The organism is Rugamonas violacea (genome assembly GCF_016461825.1).
GTDB lineage: Bacteria > Pseudomonadota > Gammaproteobacteria > Burkholderiales > Burkholderiaceae_D > Rugamonas.
In genome coordinates, this window is sequence record NZ_JAEMNU010000139.1 from 62,917 (window position 1) to 78,395 (window position 15,479).

General features: G+C 66.8%; 14 protein-coding genes. 4 read left to right on the top strand and 10 right to left on the bottom strand.

What is annotated here, in order from left to right; translation table 11 throughout:
* Positions 1-81: 81 nt before the first annotated feature.
* Both H7U20_RS26265 and H7U20_RS26270 read right to left on the bottom strand, forming a co-directional pair.
* Complete coding sequence (locus H7U20_RS26265; RefSeq protein WP_199762099.1) at positions 82-720, bottom strand: 2-dehydro-3-deoxy-6-phosphogalactonate aldolase; 639 nt, start codon at positions 718-720, stop codon at positions 82-84.
* Between the two features lie 3 nt (positions 721-723).
* Positions 724-1,785, bottom strand: a complete 1,062-nt coding sequence (locus H7U20_RS26270; RefSeq protein WP_233411103.1) for a 2-dehydro-3-deoxygalactonokinase — start codon at positions 1,783-1,785, stop codon at positions 724-726.
* A 238-nt stretch (positions 1,786-2,023) separates the two neighbouring features.
* Between H7U20_RS26270 and H7U20_RS26275 the strand changes: the two genes are divergently transcribed.
* Positions 2,024-2,836 (top strand): class I SAM-dependent methyltransferase, encoded by an 813-nt coding sequence (locus tag H7U20_RS26275; RefSeq protein ID WP_199762100.1) that lies wholly within the window; start codon positions 2,024-2,026, stop codon positions 2,834-2,836.
* A gap of 122 nt (positions 2,837-2,958) precedes the next feature.
* On the top strand, positions 2,959-3,489 hold the full coding sequence (locus tag H7U20_RS26280) for a hypothetical protein (protein ID WP_233411104.1): 531 nt from the start codon (positions 2,959-2,961) through the stop codon (positions 3,487-3,489).
* Between the two features lie 306 nt (positions 3,490-3,795).
* On the opposite strand, the gene H7U20_RS26285 is transcribed toward H7U20_RS26280, so the two are convergent.
* Together H7U20_RS26285 and H7U20_RS26290 are read right to left on the bottom strand one after the other, a co-directional pair.
* Positions 3,796-5,037, bottom strand: coding sequence for an MFS transporter (locus H7U20_RS26285; RefSeq protein ID WP_199762101.1), 1,242 nt, complete (start codon positions 5,035-5,037; stop codon positions 3,796-3,798).
* Between the two features lie 32 nt (positions 5,038-5,069).
* Complete coding sequence (locus H7U20_RS26290; RefSeq protein WP_199762102.1) at positions 5,070-5,585, bottom strand: PadR family transcriptional regulator; 516 nt, start codon at positions 5,583-5,585, stop codon at positions 5,070-5,072.
* 143 nt (positions 5,586-5,728) lie between these two features.
* On the opposite strand from H7U20_RS26290, the gene H7U20_RS26295 reads away from it, so the two are divergent.
* On the top strand, positions 5,729-6,241 hold the full coding sequence (locus H7U20_RS26295; protein WP_199762103.1) for a GNAT family N-acetyltransferase: 513 nt from the start codon (positions 5,729-5,731) through the stop codon (positions 6,239-6,241).
* Positions 6,242-6,382: 141 nt separating this feature from the next.
* Here the strand turns inward: H7U20_RS26295 and H7U20_RS26300 are convergent, their stop codons facing one another.
* Together H7U20_RS26300 and H7U20_RS26305 are read right to left on the bottom strand one after the other, a co-directional pair.
* The gene (locus H7U20_RS26300; RefSeq protein ID WP_199762104.1) at positions 6,383-8,260 is read right to left on the bottom strand and encodes a glucokinase; all 1,878 of its coding nucleotides are present in this window, start codon (positions 8,258-8,260) and stop codon (positions 6,383-6,385) included.
* A 311-nt stretch (positions 8,261-8,571) separates the two neighbouring features.
* The gene (locus H7U20_RS26305; RefSeq protein ID WP_370593260.1) at positions 8,572-10,209 is read right to left on the bottom strand and encodes an alpha-amylase family glycosyl hydrolase; all 1,638 of its coding nucleotides are present in this window, start codon (positions 10,207-10,209) and stop codon (positions 8,572-8,574) included.
* Between the two features lie 337 nt (positions 10,210-10,546).
* Between H7U20_RS26305 and H7U20_RS26310 the strand changes: the two genes are divergently transcribed.
* A complete protein-coding gene (locus H7U20_RS26310) occupies positions 10,547-12,082 on the top strand; it encodes a POT-type proton-dependent oligopeptide transporter (RefSeq protein WP_199762105.1) in 1,536 nt (511 codons plus the stop codon).
* Between the two features lie 100 nt (positions 12,083-12,182).
* Here the strand turns inward: H7U20_RS26310 and rbsD are convergent, their stop codons facing one another.
* Genes rbsD through H7U20_RS26330 form a run of 4 tightly spaced genes read right to left on the bottom strand, consistent with a single transcriptional unit; the run spans position 12,183 to position 15,472 of the window.
* Complete coding sequence (gene rbsD / locus H7U20_RS26315) at positions 12,183-12,575, bottom strand: D-ribose pyranase (protein WP_199762106.1); 393 nt, start codon at positions 12,573-12,575, stop codon at positions 12,183-12,185.
* Positions 12,572-13,480, bottom strand: coding sequence for a ribokinase (gene rbsK, locus H7U20_RS26320; RefSeq protein WP_199762107.1), 909 nt, complete (start codon positions 13,478-13,480; stop codon positions 12,572-12,574). The genes rbsD and rbsK overlap by 4 nt, the downstream gene beginning before the upstream one ends.
* Positions 13,477-14,496, bottom strand: a complete 1,020-nt coding sequence (locus H7U20_RS26325; RefSeq protein WP_199762108.1) for a LacI family DNA-binding transcriptional regulator — start codon at positions 14,494-14,496, stop codon at positions 13,477-13,479. Before H7U20_RS26325 ends, rbsK begins: the two co-directional genes overlap by 4 nt.
* Before the next feature lie 13 nt (positions 14,497-14,509).
* Entirely contained in the window at positions 14,510-15,472 is a 963-nt protein-coding gene (locus H7U20_RS26330) for an ABC transporter permease (protein WP_199762109.1), read from the bottom strand.
* Positions 15,473-15,479: the final 7 nt, after the last annotated feature.

Here is a 15,479-nt window from a genome sequence, read left to right on the forward strand (position 1 = left end):
TTTGCCGTCCGGGTTATTGTCGTTGCCATTGCCGTTGCCATTGCCGTTGCCATCTTCGTGCTTGCTCATGTCTGGGTATCCTTATTGGGTAAGCTGCGTGGTGGCCTGCGTCCGGCGCCAAGCCGCGACGTAGGCTGCGGCGCGGAGCGCCAAGGCATCCAGGCTGGCGCCCGGGGTGTAGAGTTGGCCGCCGATGCCGAAGCCGCTGGCGCCGGCGCCGACCCAGCCGGCCATGTTGTCGGGCGTGATGCCGCCGACCGGCCATAGCGGCACGCTGGCCGGGATCACGCTCTTGAAGGCTCTCAGTCCGGCATGGCCGAGCATATCGGCCGGGAACAGCTTGAGCGCGTGGGCGCCGGCGTCGAGCGCGGCGAAGGCCTCGGTCGGCGTGGCCACGCCGGGCGCGCAGTACATGCCCAGCCCGACGGCGCGGCGGATCACCGCCGGATTGCAGTTCGGCGAGACCAGCAGGCGGCCGCCCGCCTCATACACCGCCTCGACATCGGCCACGCTGAGCATGGTGCCGCCGCCGATCAAGGTGTCGGCCGGCGCGCTGGCCGCCAGCAGGGCGATGCATTCCAGCGCGCCGGGCCGGTTCAGCGGCACTTCGAGCGTGCGGAAGCCGGCCTGGTACAACACGTCGGCAACGGCCAACGCCTCGGTCGGCGCCAGCCCGCGCAGGATGGCGACCAGGGGAAGTTCGGGAGCGCTGGGGATCATGGTTTATGCCTGGTTGAGAAAGCGGGACAGTGCGGCGCAGTAGACCTGGTGCGGATCGAGCACCGCGCAGTACAAGCCGAAATGGGCGGCGGCGGCGGCGTAGCGCTGGGCCAGCGCCGGCGAGCCGATGACGTCGATGCGCGCACGGTCCGAGGGGAAGGCGGTGGCGAATAGCGAGTCGGCGGCGGCGGTCTTGTCGATGTTGAAGTCGGCGGCGGTCGAAGCGGCGGCGGCGGCGGTGGCGGCGGCGGCGGCGGTCGAAGTGGCGGTGGTGGTGGTGGCGGCTGCGGTCGAAGTGGCGGTGGCGGCGGCGGCAGTTGTAGCGGCGACGAACTCGGCGCCGATCAGCAGGCCGCTGACGAAGCCGGCCGCCTGCGCCTGCGGCATGACGCCGGCGACGACGCGGGCACGCACGCGGAACAGCGAGTTGGACAGCGGCTCGCGCAGCGCAGCCTGGCGCAGGCCGGCGGCGAAGGCTTGCGGTTCGGCGCTGTCACCGTCCATCAGCGCGGCCAGCGTGCCGCCGCCGGCCAGCATCGCGTACAGCTCACCGGTCATGTAGGTTGCGATGCTGACGACCACGCCGTCGCGCAGCAGCACCCATTTGCTGTGGGTGCCGGGCAGCACCAGCCAGCCGTCGCGGCGACCGAGGGCGACCGCGCCGAGCAACTGGGTCTCCTCGCCGCGCATGACGTCGACGTTGACGACGGCGCCAGTGCCGGCGCGGTAGCAATAGCCGGGCACGATGTGGCCGCGACCGGCCCAGGCCGGATCGGCCAGCGGCGCCAAGTGGGCGGGCAAGCGCTCCAGCGGTAGCGCGCAGTCGGCGTAGGCCACCTCCTGCCAGCCGGAGGCGCTGCCGACCATGCCGGACAACAGCAGCGGCACATCGCTGGCGATGTCCATCGCGGCGAGCAATTCTGCCAGCGATGCGCCGAAGCGGCCGCGCGCGGCCAGCATGCCCTGGTTGTCCTCGTGGCGCGCCAGGCAGTTGCCCTGCCGGTCGATCAGGTAGGCGCGGCGGTTGCTCGTGCCCCAGTCTATGCCGAGTAATGTGTGGTTCATGATGGTGGAGGCGGTGTGGTGGCCGGAAGATGCGCCGGACGGAACTACTTGGAATCTGGCAACGATAGTATGAAAACCAAAGATAACAATCCAATGAATTAATTCTGAAAAGTGATAACCAAAAAGAATCAGCCATGCGAAGCGGCGCGGCTGAGCTTGCGCTCGCGCAAGCGGCGGCGCGGCCGTCCCCCTATAGTGAAAGGCCAATCGCCCGTTCTAGCACCGTCAGGGAGCCACCATGGACACCGTCAGCCCGCCCCGCCCCATCGTCAACTCGCAAAAAAAACAACAGGCCTTCGACGAGCAGGCGCACCGACTCGGCCTAAAGCCGCGCGACCCCTGGGTCGGCGGCTATGTCGACTACGAATGGGACCACCTGCGGCTGGTGCTCGACGCCATGCCCCTGCAGCTGGAGGACGTGGCGGTGCTGGAGTTCGGCTGCAACGTCGGCGCCTCGGCGATCCTGTTCTCCCACCTGGGCGCGCGGGTCAGCGCCACCGACATCTCCGACGAGTGGGTCAGCCTGGCGCGGCTCAACGCCGAGCGCTACGGCATCGACAACATCGACTTCCGCCACGTGCCCGACTCGCGCCAGCTGCCCTTCGCCGACGGCCAGTTCCAGCTGATCGCCTGCAACAGCGTGCTCGAATACGTCGCGCCGGAGCAAATCGCCGCCGTGCAGCGCGAGCTGGACCGGGTGCTGGCGCCCGGCGGCATGATCCTGCTGACCGGCACCAGCAACCGCCTGTGGCCGCAGGAGGCCCATTCCGCCCTGTGGCTGAGCAACTACCTGCCACGCTGGCTGGACCGACTGTGGGGCAAACCGTTGCAACGCGGCATGTGGCCCTGGCGGGCGGTGCACGGCTTCGGCCCCGGCTATGTCAACCTCGACACCGCCCATCCCGACAATTTCTTTGCCCGCTCGCGGCTGAGCATGGGCGCGCCGGCGGCCAAGCTCAGGCCGCTGCTATGGGTGGCGCGCCGGCTCGGCGTCGGCCCGGGGCTGCTGGCGCACAATATTTCCTGCCTGCTGCAAAAACCCGCCCGCTGAGCGCCGCATCGGGCGCTGCGCGCCCGACGCCGGCGCGCGCCGCCCGCCGGGGAATTGTTGCTGGCGGGATTTCTTTGGTTTAGTATGGCCGACTCTTACTATTCCACTGCAAGGCAGCTGTCATGGCGCAACGCCGCTCGAACAAACATTCCGCCGCCGATAAGGCCGCGATGGCGCTGGCCGCCGTGCTGGTGCTCACCTTGGGTGGCGCCCTGTCCTACCTGAAACCCGTGTCCGCCCTGCCCGCGCCGGTCGAGATGGCCGGCGTGGCATCGCAGCCGGCAGCGGCGCAGCCCGTGCCAACGCCGGCCGCAGCGGCCGACGCCAGCCCCCAGGCCACCGCGCCGAGCAAGCATCGCAACAAGGAACAGGCCGCCGCCGCGCTGATGGCGCTGCCTGAATTGCGCGCCTGGTCGGCCCAACTGGAGCGCGAATCCGGCGGCAAGGTGCACGGCGCCGTGATCGAGTACGACAGCGCGCAGCGCAGCATCAAGGGCAAGCGCTACTACCAGTTCAGCTTCGTCGAAAACAGCGCCGAGGCCGCGCTGCGGCGCGACAGCTTCCTGGTCTCCGACAGCGACGACGAAATCCTGGTCGAAGACATCGTCAACGACGAGCCGATCAGCCTGGCCCGCTGGCGCCAGAGCCACTAGGCAAGCCGCCCGAGCGGACGTAAAAAAGCAGCGCCCCGACCTTCGTCGCGGCGCTGCTTTTACATTCTCCAAGCAACGCTTCAGACCGCCCGCCCCGGGTCAGCGCCCCGGGGTCAGTGCCGACATTCGGACAATTGCAAACAGCTAAGCGGGCCCGACCTGCGACTTTGCTGCTGAGCTGGTGTCCAAATGTCGGCACTGACCCCGCTGGGCTGCTGAGCTCGTGTCCAAATGTCGGCACTGACCCCGCTAGCTCCTGGCCCCGCTAGCTCTGCCCCCGCTGGCTGACCCCACTGGGGTTGGTTGTCAGGCCGCCGGGCGGCCGGCCGGGGCAGGTGCGCCCACGGCGCCGTTGACCCGCCCCACCCACCAGACCGTGAATAAGGTCAGGCCGGCGGCCATGTAGCCGTTGCTGCCGTAGCCGATGATGTGGCCGCTGCTGTCGCTGTGCAAGCCCATGCCGCCGATCAGGGCGCCGACGCCGCTGCCCAGCTGTTGCAGCGCGGAGTTGGCGCTGAGGAAGGCGCCGCGCTTGGCCGGCTCGGGGATCGTCGTCATCAACGCTTGCAGGGGGATGTTGCGGCCGGCGACGGAGGTCATGAAGAAGGGGAAGAACAGTATGATCGCCAGCAAGGGCATCTGCGGCATGTGCGTCATGAACAGCATCGGCAAAATCGAGAACATGGCCATATAGCGGTACACCTGATGCTTGCCGGCACGGTCGGCCCAGCCGCCGATCAGCCGCGAGCTGAACAAGGTGGCGCAACCGCCGGCCAGGTAGACGTAGGTGATCTCGGCCGGCTGCACGCCGAGATTGTTGACCAGCACCGGCGAGATGAAGGGGATCACCAGCATGCCGGTCAGCATGTTGACGCCCGACAGCAGGAAGGCGCTCAGGTGGCGCGGCACGCGGAACAGGCCGATCAAGTTGGGCACCACCTCGGACAGCGGCACGCGCTTGCTCAGGTGGCCGTCCAGCTTGGGCAGCACGCGGGCGGCCAGCGCCCAGATGATCAGCGAGAACACCACCAGCAAATAGAACGGCGACTGCCAACCGAACTTGGCCGCCAGCACCACGCCGACCGGCACGCCGGCCACCGCCGCCATGCTGAACGAGGTCATCACGATGCCGGTGGCGGCGCCGCGCCGCTGCGGCGGGATCAGGTCGCCGATGATGGCCATGACGATGGAGGCCAGCACGCCGCCGGTCAAACCGGCGAAGGCGCGCGACCACACCAGCAGATGGAAGGTCGGCGCCAGCGCGCATGCCAGGTTGGACAGGTTGAACAGGAAGAACATCGTCAGCAGCAGGCGCTTGCGCGAGAAACGGTCGATGTAGGTGGCAGCCAGCAGGCCGGACAGGCCGGCGCACCAGGCGTAGACGGAGACGGCGCCGGACACGGTGCTGGCTTCGATGTTGAAGGCGCGCATCAACTGCGGCGCCAGCGGCATCATCACCATGAAGTCCATGACGACGGTGAACTGGGTCAGCGCGAGCAGCCACAGCAGGATGCGCTCGCGCGCCGGGGACAAGGGAAGAGTGGTCATATTATTATTGGAAAAGGTTGGTGAGTGAGCGCTTACAACTGCTCGATCTCGACGGTGGCGCGGCGCAGAATCGCCTGGATCTGGGCCAGCTTGGCCTCGTCCGGCTGGTTCTCGCGCACCTGTTGGATCACCGCCACTTTCAAGGCATGCATGCTGCCGCGCACGTCGCCGTGGCCGCCGGCCGGCTCGTTCATGCGCGCCATGATGGCGTCGACGAACTGGCGGTTCTCGGCCAGGAAGATGCTGCCCTCGGGCGTGATGGTGTGCAGCTTCTTGTTGCCGTCCGGCGTGGCCGAAACGTGGCCCATGTCGAGCAGCATCGACAGCAAGGGGTAGATGGCGCCCGGGCTGGGGGTGTAGCTGCCGCCGGCGCGCTGCTCCAGCTCCTTGATGATTTCATAGCCGTGGCGCGGCTTTTCGCTGATCAGTTGCAACACGATGTAGCGCATGGCGCCGGCGTCGAACATTTTCGGACCACGCCCGCCGCCGCCGTGGTGGCGACCATGCATGTGGTGGAAACGATGGCTTGAGTGCAGAAAACGGAACATGAGGAAACTCCTTAAGATATATCGCAATAAGATATATCTTAAACTGTTTTTTGAAGAGTTCAAGAAGCTTTTTGTAACAAGGATGTGTCGGCGGAGCACGCCGCAATACAAGAGGGCGACTTGCATGTTGTACAATTTCCCACATGAAACCGTCCGCCCTGCAATTCCACGCCCTGCTCGTCGACGACGTCGACGCCTTCCACGCCCTGCGCCTGGCCGGCATGCGGGAGAAGCCGGAAGCCTTCCGCACCAGCTACGCCGAAGAGGCCGCCCTGCCCCCGGTCCACCGGCAACAACGGTTGCTGCACACGCCGCATCAGCGCATGTTCGGCGCCTGGGACGGCGAAACCTTGGTCGGGATGGTCGGATTGAAGCGTGAGCCGATCGCCGTGCGGCACGACCGCGCCAACCTCTGGGGCGTGTATGTGGCGCCGCGGGCGCGCGGCGCCGGCGTGGCGCGCGGACTGATCGAAGCGGCGCTGGACTACGCGCGCGCGCTGCCGGAACTGCGCCGGGTGACCTTGATGGTCAACATGGACAATGCGGCGGCCCGCGCCTTGTACGCCAAGCTGGGCTTCACATTGGTGGAGGGAACGCTGGATGCGCAACGGGACGAGCAGATGCTCCTGCTGCTGGCGGGAATGCCGCCCAGTTGAGAAAACCCACGGCCGTGAATCTGGGGTCAGACCCCTCGGGGTCCGACCCCGGCTCTGCGCCTTTGGGTGGACTTGTGCGGCTGGCCGGCTCCCCTTTGAAGCAGCTCAGCGCAGCGGCCCGCCCCTCGGACGAAGAATTGCTCAGCTGTCGAGGTGGGAAATCAACAGGCGCCGGCTGTCCGCCTCGACACCGTTGCCGGCCTTGCGCTCCAACACCAGCTCGGAGTTTTGCGCATCGAGCGAGATGCCGACCGACAAAATATCGATCAGCAGCAGTTGCAGGATGCGCGAGATCATCGACAGGAAAGTGGTGCTGTCCTCGCTGTGGTCGACCGCCAGGCACACCGTGGCCTTCTTGGCCAGCGGCGAGTTGCTGCTGGTGATGGCGATGACGTCGGCGCCGGCCGCGCGCGCCGCGTCGACCGCCTGCAGCAGCTCGGGCAGCTTGCCCGAGTTGGAGATGGCGATCACCACGTCGCCCGCCGTCAGCAACTCGGCCGCCAGGGTGAACAGGTGCGAGTCGCCGTACACCGAGGTGGGGATGCGGAAACGGAAGAACTTGTGCTGGCCGTCCAGCGCCACCACGCGCGAATTGCCCATGGCGTAGAACTCGACCCGTTTCGATTTGCTGATCAGGGCGATGGCGCGGTCGAGCGAGCGCACGTCCAGCTGGTCGCGGAATTTCAGGATCGCCGAAACGGTGTTGTCGATCACCTTGGCGCTCAGATCGTGGGTGGAGTCGCTGATGCGCACCTGGCTGTGGCGCACGGGAATCGCGCCGGTCAGGCTGCTGGCGAACTTCAATTTGAAATCGGCCAGGCCGAGGAAACCGAGCGAGCGGCAGAAGCGGATCACGGTCGGCTGGCTGACTTCGGCCATGCGGGCGATGTCGGCGATCGGCTCGTTGAGCACCAGGCGCGGCTGCTCCAGCACCAGGCTGGCGACGCGTTGCTCGGCCGGCGTCAACTCGTGCTGCAGATGTTGCACGCGCTCCATCAGCGTGTTGGCGCCGCTGCGCCCGCGCAAGTGTTCGGAAAGAATCGTCGCCACGCCATAGAAAGCCGGATTCGGCGTGGTGATGACGTAGGTTGGAATCTCCGACAGATAACTGGTGAAGCGCCCTTTTGCCTCGAAGCGCGAGCGGAACGGCGACGATGCGAACCATTCGCCCATGCGCGGCACGATGCCGCCGCCGATGAACACGCCGCCGAAGGCGCCCAGGGTGACGGCCAGGTTGGCGCTGGCGCCGCCCAACATGGCGCAGAAGCATTCCAACACTTCCAGGCACAGCGGGTCCTTGTCGCTCAGCGCGCCGGACATGATTTCCTGCGAGCTCAGGTCGCGCACCTGGCGGCCGTTGCGCTTGGCGATGGCGCGGTAGATGATCTCCATGCCGGGGCCGGAGATCAGGCGCTCGGTGGAGACGTGCGACCAGGTTTGCCAGGCGTATTGCAAAATCGCATATTCGCGCTCGTCGGCCGGCGCGAAGTTGGTGTGGCCGCCTTCGCTGCCCAGGGTGACGAAGCCGTCGACGGTGGGGATGACGCCGGACACGCCCAGGCCGGTGCCCGGCCCCAGCACGCCGATGACGGAGTTGCTGGCCGGCGCGCCGCCGCCCACCTGCATCAGGTCGGCGGGTTTCAGGCCCGGCAGCGACATCGCCAGCGCGGTGAAGTCGTTGACCACCAGCAGGGTGTGCAGGCCGAGGGCGCGGCGCACCTCGTCGGTGGAAAATTCCCAGTCGCGGTTGGTCATGCGCACCTGGTCGCCGCTCACCGGATTGGCCACCGCGAGGGCGGCGTGGTTCAGCGTGATGTCGGCGTGGTCGGCCAGATAGGAGCGCAATAGCGGCACGATGCCGGTGAAATCGTCGCACTTGAGCACGCGCACGGCGCGGAACTCGCCCGGTGCCGTTTGCAGCGCGAAACGGGCGTGGGTGGCGCCGATATCGGCCAGCAGTCGCGGCCCGTCGGCAAAGGCGGTGCGATTGAGTTTTTGGTCCACTTCAGCTTGTTTCATCGTCGATTCAGTCTAAACAGATGGGCAACGGGTGTTGTCGGGAATACTTGTTGGGAATATTGTAAGCCCGCGCGAGGCGGCAAGGATAACCGAAATACGCGAGCTTAAGAAGGAACTGGCCGCAAACAGTGATCGCGGCGCCCGGCCGGTCCGCCAAGGTGCCGGTGACGCATATAAAACCCAAAGTCCGAGAGCCGGGGTCGGACCCGGCGGGTCCGACCCCAGGTTTGCGCCGCAGGGGTTTGCCCGCGTCACCAACCCGCTTGCTTGATAAGTTCGCCTTATTCAAACCGCCGCCAAAGAAGCGCAGCTTATTTGAGCAGGCCGAACCAGGCGCCAAAGGCCGGCAGTTGCAGCACGCCGTCGACCAGTTCGCCCGGCAGATCATAGCCGCTCATCTTCTCGGCGCCGGCCGCCTGCGGCAGCGGCATGCTGTGCGCCGCGCCGCCTAGGTTGAACACGGCGACAATGCTGCGCTCGCCGGCCAAATCGCGGCGCAGGGCCAGCAGCGGTTCGGGCGCGTCGAAGAAGACGATCTCGCCGCGCGTCAGCTGCGGCAACTGGCGGCGCCAGGCGATGATCTTGCGGGCGAAGGCCAGCGCCGACTCCGGGTCCTTTTCCTGTAGCGAGGCGGCCTTGGCCAGGTGCGGCGCGGCCACCGGCAGCCAGGGCTTGCCGCTGGTGAAGCCGCCGGCCGGCGCCTGATGGTCCCAGGCGATCGGCGTGCGGCAACCGTCGCGGCCCTTGAACTCCGGCCAGAAGGTGATGCCGTAGGGATCTTGCAGCAACTCGAAAGGCACATCGGCCTCGCCGAAAGCCAGCTCGTCGCCCTGGTACAAGCAGGGCGTGCCTTTGAGCGACAACTGCATCGCCAGGATCATCTTGGCGAAGGCGACCGGCGCCTCGGCGCCGCCCCAACGGCTGGCGACGCGCTGCACGTCGTGGTTGCCGACCGACCAGGAAGCCCAGCCGCCCTTGACGCGCGCCTCGAACTGCTCGACCTGGGTGCGGATGTACGGCGCCGAGCATTGCGGCACCAGCAGGTTGAAGCTGTAGGCCAGGTGCAGCTTGTCGCCGTCGGCGGTGTACTCGGCCATCACGGCCAAGGAATCGTCGGCGCCGACCTCACCGATCGCCACGGCGCCGTACTCGTTGAGCAGGCTGCGCAGCTTTTTCAGGAAGGGCAGGTTTTCCGGCCGGCTCTTGTCGTAGACGTGGGCCTGCATGCCGTAGGGATTGACGTCGGACACGGTGGCCGTGTCGCGGTTGACGGCCGGCGGATTGCTGCGCAGCTCGGGGTCGTGGAAGTGGAAGTTGCAGGCGTCCAGGCGCACGCCGTCGACGCCGCGTTCCAGCCAGAAGCGCAGGCAGTCCAGATGGGCTTGCTGCACCTCGGGGTTGTGGAAATTCATGTCCGGCTGGCTGACCAGGAAATTGTGCATATAGTATTGCCGACGCCGGCTGTCCCACTGCCACGACGAGCCGCCGAAGACCGACATCCAGTTGTTCGGCGGATTGCCGTCCGGCAGGGGATCGGCCCAGACGTACCAGTCGGCCTTGGGATTGTCGCGGCTGGCGCGGCTCTCCTTGAACCAGGCGTGCTCGTCGGCGGTGTGCGACATCACCTGGTCGATCATGATCTTCAGGCCCAGGCTGTGGGCGCGGGCGATCAGCTGGTCGAAGTCGGCCAGCGTGCCGAACATCGGGTCGACGTCGCAGTAGTCCGACACGTCGTAGCCGAAGTCCTTCATCGGCGACTTGAAGTAGGGCGAGATCCAGACGATGTCGACGCCCAGCGAGGCGATGTAGTCCAGCTTGGCGGTGATGCCGGGCAGGTCGCCGATGCCGTCGCCGTTGGTGTCGAGGAAGCTGCGCGGATACACCTGGTAGATGATCGCGTCGCGATACCAGGTGGACTGGTCGGAGGGCTGGGTTGTTGGCATCGTCATATCGTTGTCCTGTGGAGGCGGCGCGGGCAGGCATTTCGCCTGATATTGTGTTTGTAGAGAATATACATGATGGATATGAATTTTTCAATCCGCGCGACGCTCCCGAAATAATGCAAAATATGTTTTACAATCAAATACTTGCAAGATAGAACAAGGAAGAAACGACGATAAAATAGTAGTCAAACTACACAAATATCGCGCAATCCCGGCCCACCGAGCCGCCTTTCATCAACGTTCCCCGCTTGCCAAGCCCTGCCGTTCCACTTAGCATCCCGAACAGTTAAAAATAAGGGGACACAAAATGTCACTGGACACGTTACAAACGGGCAACGGGCCGATGCCCAAACAGATTCCGTACATCATCGCCAACGAGGGCTGCGAACGCTTCAGCTTCTACGGCATGCGCAACATCCTGACGCCTTTCCTGATCAGCACCTTGCTGCTGTTCATCCCGCTGGGCGACCGCCCGAGCGAGGCCAAGCACGTCTTCCACACCTTCGTCATCGGCGTGTATTTCTTCCCGCTGCTGGGCGGCTGGCTGGCCGACCGTTTCTTCGGCAAGTACAACACCGTCTTCTGGATGAGTCTGGTCTACGTGGCCGGCCACGCCTGCCTGGCCATCTTCGAGGACAATTTGAAGGGCTTCTACTTCGGCCTGTTCCTGATCGCCTTCGGTTCCGGCGGCATCAAGCCGCTGGTGGTCTCCTTCGTCGGCGACCAGTTCGACCAGACCAACAAGAACAAGGCCAAGGTGGTGTTCGACACCTTCTATTGGATGATCAACTTCGGCTCCTTCTTCGCCTCGCTGCTGATGCCGATCTTCCTGCGCGACTACGGTCCCGCCGTCGCCTTCGGCATCCCCGGCATCCTGATGTTCATCGCGACGATGGTGTTCTGGCTCGGCAACAAGAAATACGTCCACGTGCCGCCTTCGCCGCCGAATCCCGACTCCGTGCTGAACGTGGCGCGCACCGCCCTGCTGGCCAAGCGCGACGGCCAAGGCAACCCCGGCCTGGTGATGGCCGGCGTCGGCCTGCTCGGCGCCATCGGCTCGCTGGCCATGTCGCCGCAATGGGGCTTCGTCATCGCCGCCTGCACCGCCGTGGTGCTGCTGCTGGCCTTCGGCGGCATGGGCACCGCGCTGCAACTGGAACGCGCCCGTGGCGCCCATCCGGACGAGGCGGTCGAAGGCGTGCGCGCCGTGCTGCGCATCCTGATCGTGTTCGCCCTGGCCACGCCGTTCTGGTCGCTGTTCGACCAGAAGGCCTCGACCTGGATCATCCAGGCCAACGACATGAACAAGCCGGACTGGTTCCTGCCGGCGCAGATGCAGGCGCTCAACCCGGCGCTGGTGATGCTGCTGATCCCGTTCAACAACCTGGTGCTGTTCCCGCTGCTGCGCCGCCTGGGCTGGGAGCCGAGCTCGCTGCGCCGCATGACGGTCGGCATCGCCTTCAGCTCGCTGGCCTGGATCGCCATCGGCGGCATCCAGGTCTACATGGACGGCGGCACCAGCATGTCGATCGCCTGGCAGATCCTGCCGTATGCGCTGCTGACCTTCGGCGAGGTGCTGGTGTCGGCCTCCGGCCTGGAGTTCGCCTACAGCCAGGCGCCCGCCTCGATGAAGGGCACCATCATGAGCCTGTGGTATCTGGGCACCACCATCGGCAGCCTGTGGGTGCTGATCGCCAACGCCAGCGTCAAGAACAATGCCGTCAACACCTACATCGCCTCGACCGGCATGAGCGTGATCTCCTTCCAGATGTTCTTCTTCGCCGCCTTCGCGATGGTCGCCGCCGCCTTCTTCGGCTGGTACGCCAAGAGCTATCGCCTGGTCGACAACTACCGCGCCGTCGTACCGCGCTGCAGCTGAACACCCGCCCGCGCCGGCCGCCAGCGGCGCGTGGCCGCAAATAAAAAATGCCGAACCCTGGGGTTCGGCATTTTTTTTGGCGCGGTCCCGCAAGAGCCGTCTAGAAAACTACGCCCGCCACCAGGATCACGTTGGCGTACGGCGTGTGCTCGCCCGTGCGCACGATGGCGCGGGCGCCACGGCTGATCTGTTTGAACTCCTCATGACTCACGCCGACGCGCTGCGGCAGGGCCAACGCGTCCAGCGCGGCGGCGATCGCCGGGCTGCGCAGCGCCATCTCCTGCGCCACGATATGGCGCTCTACCTGCATCTCGCTGAACACCGTCGCCACCGTCTGCACAAAGCCCGGCACGCCGGCCGTCAAGGCCAGGTCGATCAGCGGCACGCCCGGCGGCACCGGCAGGCCGGCGTCGCCGATCACCACCATGTCGCCATGGCCGAGCGAGGCGATCAACTGCGACAGGGCGATGTTGAGTAAGGGCGTCTTCTTCATGCCGCGTCCAGTTCGTGCAAATAGGGGATGGAGGTCTGCGCGCCACGGCGCGTGACGCTGATGGCGGCGGCGCGCTGGCCCAGCGCGATGGCTTCTTCCAGCGCGGCGCCGGTGGCCAGGGCGGCCACCAAACCACCGATGAAGGTGTCGCCGGCGGCGGTGCTGTCGATCGCCTTCACCTGACGCGCCGGGTAGTACCGGCCGCCGGCCGCGTCGGCCGCGTAGACGCCCTCGGCGCCCAGCGTCACCAGCACTTGGCGGCAGCCCAGCGCCAGCAACTGTCCGGCCTGCGCGGCGGCGACCGCGCCGCCCTGCGCGCTGGCGCCCAGCAGCATGGCCGCCTCGATCTCGTTGGGCACCAGATAGTCGACCTGCGCCAGCAGCTCGGCCGGCAGGCTGCGCGCCGGCGCCGGATTCAGCAGCACCGTCTTGCCCAGGCTGCGCGCCAGGGCGATGGCGTGGCTGACCGTCGCCAACGGCACCTCCAGCTGCAGCACGACGATGCTGGCCGCCGCGATCAGCTCGCGGGCGGCGTCGATGTGGGCCGGCGACAGCAGCGCGTTGGCGCCGGCCGCCAGCACGATGCTGTTCTGTCCCGCCGCGTCGACCAGGATGGAGGCGACGCCGGTGGCGGTGGCGGCGATGGTGCTGACGTGGCTGTCGTCGATGCCCTCGTCCTGCAGGGCGGCGCGCAGGGTGTCGCCAAAGCCGTCGTCGCCGACGCAGCCGATCATGGCCACCGGCACGCGGCCGGCCGCCAGACGGGCGCAGGCCACGGCCTGGTTGGCGCCCTTGCCGCCGGCGATGGTGGCGAACGGGCCGCCGCTGATGGTCTCGCCCGGCATGGGCATGCGCGGCACGCCCAGCACCAGGTCCATATTGATACTGCCGATGACGACGATCATGTTGCGGTTCCTCTTGTTTCGGTGGTTGGCGCGGCGCTGGAGCCGCGCACGTGTAATTGTGGCGCGATGATGCGCCGCTGCGGTGGCAGCAGCGGATCGGCGATGCGCGCCAGCAGGCATAGCGCGGTGATGCGGCCCATCTCGCGGCTGTTCTGCGCCACGCTGGTGAGCGGCGGATGGACGAAGCTGGCCAGGTCGATATCGTCGAAGCCGACCACCGCCAGCTCCTGCGGCACGCGCAGGCCACCCTCGGCGGCCGCGCGCAGCGCGCCGATGGCCATCAAATCGTTACAGCAGAACAGCGCGTCGGGACGCTCGGCGGCCGGCTGGCGCAACAGGGCTTGCGCCGCCTGGTAGCCGCCGGCGCTGGTGAAGTCGGCGTGACGACAGTGCGCCGGCGCGGCGCCGGCGGCGGCCAGCACCCGCTGCACGCCGTCGATGCGCTGGGTCGAAATGGCGATATCGGCCGGACCGGCGATGCAGGCGATGCGGCGGCGGCCCTGCGCCAGCAGGTGCGCGGCGGCGAGCGCACCGCCGCCCTCGTTGTCGACGCCGACCACGTCGATCACCATCTCCTTCGGCGCGCGGTCGAGCAGAACGGCCGGCACCTTCATCTTGCGCAGCAGCTCGCCGTCGGTCTGCGACAGCGCCGCCAGGATCAAACCGTCGCAGCGCTTCGACAGCAGCACGTTGACGTAGTCGCGCTGCTTGGCCGGGTCGTCATCCGAATTGCACAGGATGACGCTGTAGCCGGCGGCGTAGCAGCTGTCCTCGATGCCGCGCGCCACCTCGGAGAAGTAGGGGTTGGTGTTGTTGGGGATGATCAGGCCGATAGTGCCGGTGGTGCGGCTCTTCATCGAACGCGCCAGCGCGCTGGGCACGTAATGCAGCCGCTCGGCGGCCGCCAGCACGCGCTGGCGCGCCTCGGCGCTGACCGGCCGGGTGTTGTTGAGCACATGCGACACCGTGGTGAAGGACACCCCGGCCTCCAGCGCGACCTGCTTGATGGTGGCCATCGCCAGCGCCTCCCTAAGCGCGTTCGCCGCGCCGGCGGTAGGTGTCGAGCACCACGGCGGCGACGATCACCAGGCCGGTGATGATACGCTTCATCGGCTCGCTGACGCCGACCTGGGCCAGGCCGGCCTCCAGCACCGAGATGATCAACACGCCGATGAAAGTGCTGACGACCGAGCCGCGCCCGCCCATCAGGCTGGTGCCACCGATGACAACGGCGGCGATCACCTGCAGCTCCATGCCGACGCCGCCGTTGGGATCGGCCGCTTCCAGGCGCGACACCTGGAACAGCGCGCCGACGCCGGCCAACAGGCCCATCATGGCGTACACCAGCACCTTGCGCGGACGCGGCGCAATGCCGGACAGGCGCACCGCCTCCTCGTTGGTGCCGATGGCGATCCACTGGCGGCCGATGACGGTGCGGGTCAGCACCAGTTGGCCGGCGATGACGATGGCCAGCGCGGCCAGAATGGCCGGCGACAGGCCGAAGACGAGCGGCGCGCTGATCGCCTCGACGGCGCTACCGATGTACTCGGTGCGCGAGTTGGTGACCTGGTAGGCCATGCCGCGGGCGATCTCCAGCACGCCGAGCGAGACGATGAACGAGGGGATGCGCCAACCGACCGAGATGGCGCCGGTGGCGGCGCCGCACAGCGCCGCGCAGGCCACGCCGAGCAGGCTGGCGGTCCACACCGGCCAACCCCAGCGCACCACCGCCATCGACAGGATGGAGGCGGCCAGCGCCATCACCGAGCCGACCGACAAGTCGATGCCGCCGATGATCAGCACGAAGGTCATGCCGACCGCCATCACCACCAAGGTGGGGATGTCGTTCGACAGGGTGCTCAGGGTGCTGAGGGTGAAGAAGTGGTCGCTGGCAAAGCCGAACAGCACGCACATGGCGAGCAGCGCGCCGGTCAGGCCGGCATAGGTCTTGACGCCGCCGACGACGCCGCGTTGGAAGGAGGAAGTGGTCATGTAAGGT

Coding starts and splice junctions, on each gene's coding strand:
- H7U20_RS26290 (WP_199762102.1), bottom strand. CDS start 5,585: ATGTTCCGTTTTCTGCACTCAAGCCATCGTTTCCACCACATGCATGGT.
- H7U20_RS26310 (WP_199762105.1), top strand. CDS start 10,547: ATGCCCAAACAGATTCCGTACATCATCGCCAACGAGGGCTGCGAACGC.
- H7U20_RS26275 (WP_199762100.1), top strand. CDS start 2,024: ATGGACACCGTCAGCCCGCCCCGCCCCATCGTCAACTCGCAAAAAAAA.
- H7U20_RS26270 (WP_233411103.1), bottom strand. CDS start 1,785: ATGAACCACACATTACTCGGCATAGACTGGGGCACGAGCAACCGCCGC.
- H7U20_RS26330 (WP_199762109.1), bottom strand. CDS start 15,472: ATGACCACTTCCTCCTTCCAACGCGGCGTCGTCGGCGGCGTCAAGACC.
- H7U20_RS26285 (WP_199762101.1), bottom strand. CDS start 5,037: ATGACCACTCTTCCCTTGTCCCCGGCGCGCGAGCGCATCCTGCTGTGG.
- H7U20_RS26325 (WP_199762108.1), bottom strand. CDS start 14,496: ATGGCCACCATCAAGCAGGTCGCGCTGGAGGCCGGGGTGTCCTTCACC.
- rbsK (WP_199762107.1), bottom strand. CDS start 13,480: ATGATCGTCGTCATCGGCAGTATCAATATGGACCTGGTGCTGGGCGTG.
- H7U20_RS26280 (WP_233411104.1), top strand. CDS start 2,959: ATGGCGCAACGCCGCTCGAACAAACATTCCGCCGCCGATAAGGCCGCG.
- H7U20_RS26300 (WP_199762104.1), bottom strand. CDS start 8,260: ATGAAACAAGCTGAAGTGGACCAAAAACTCAATCGCACCGCCTTTGCC.
- H7U20_RS26295 (WP_199762103.1), top strand. CDS start 5,729: ATGAAACCGTCCGCCCTGCAATTCCACGCCCTGCTCGTCGACGACGTC.
- rbsD (WP_199762106.1), bottom strand. CDS start 12,575: ATGAAGAAGACGCCCTTACTCAACATCGCCCTGTCGCAGTTGATCGCC.
- H7U20_RS26305 (WP_370593260.1), bottom strand. CDS start 10,209: ATGACGATGCCAACAACCCAGCCCTCCGACCAGTCCACCTGGTATCGC.
- H7U20_RS26265 (WP_199762099.1), bottom strand. CDS start 720: ATGATCCCCAGCGCTCCCGAACTTCCCCTGGTCGCCATCCTGCGCGGG.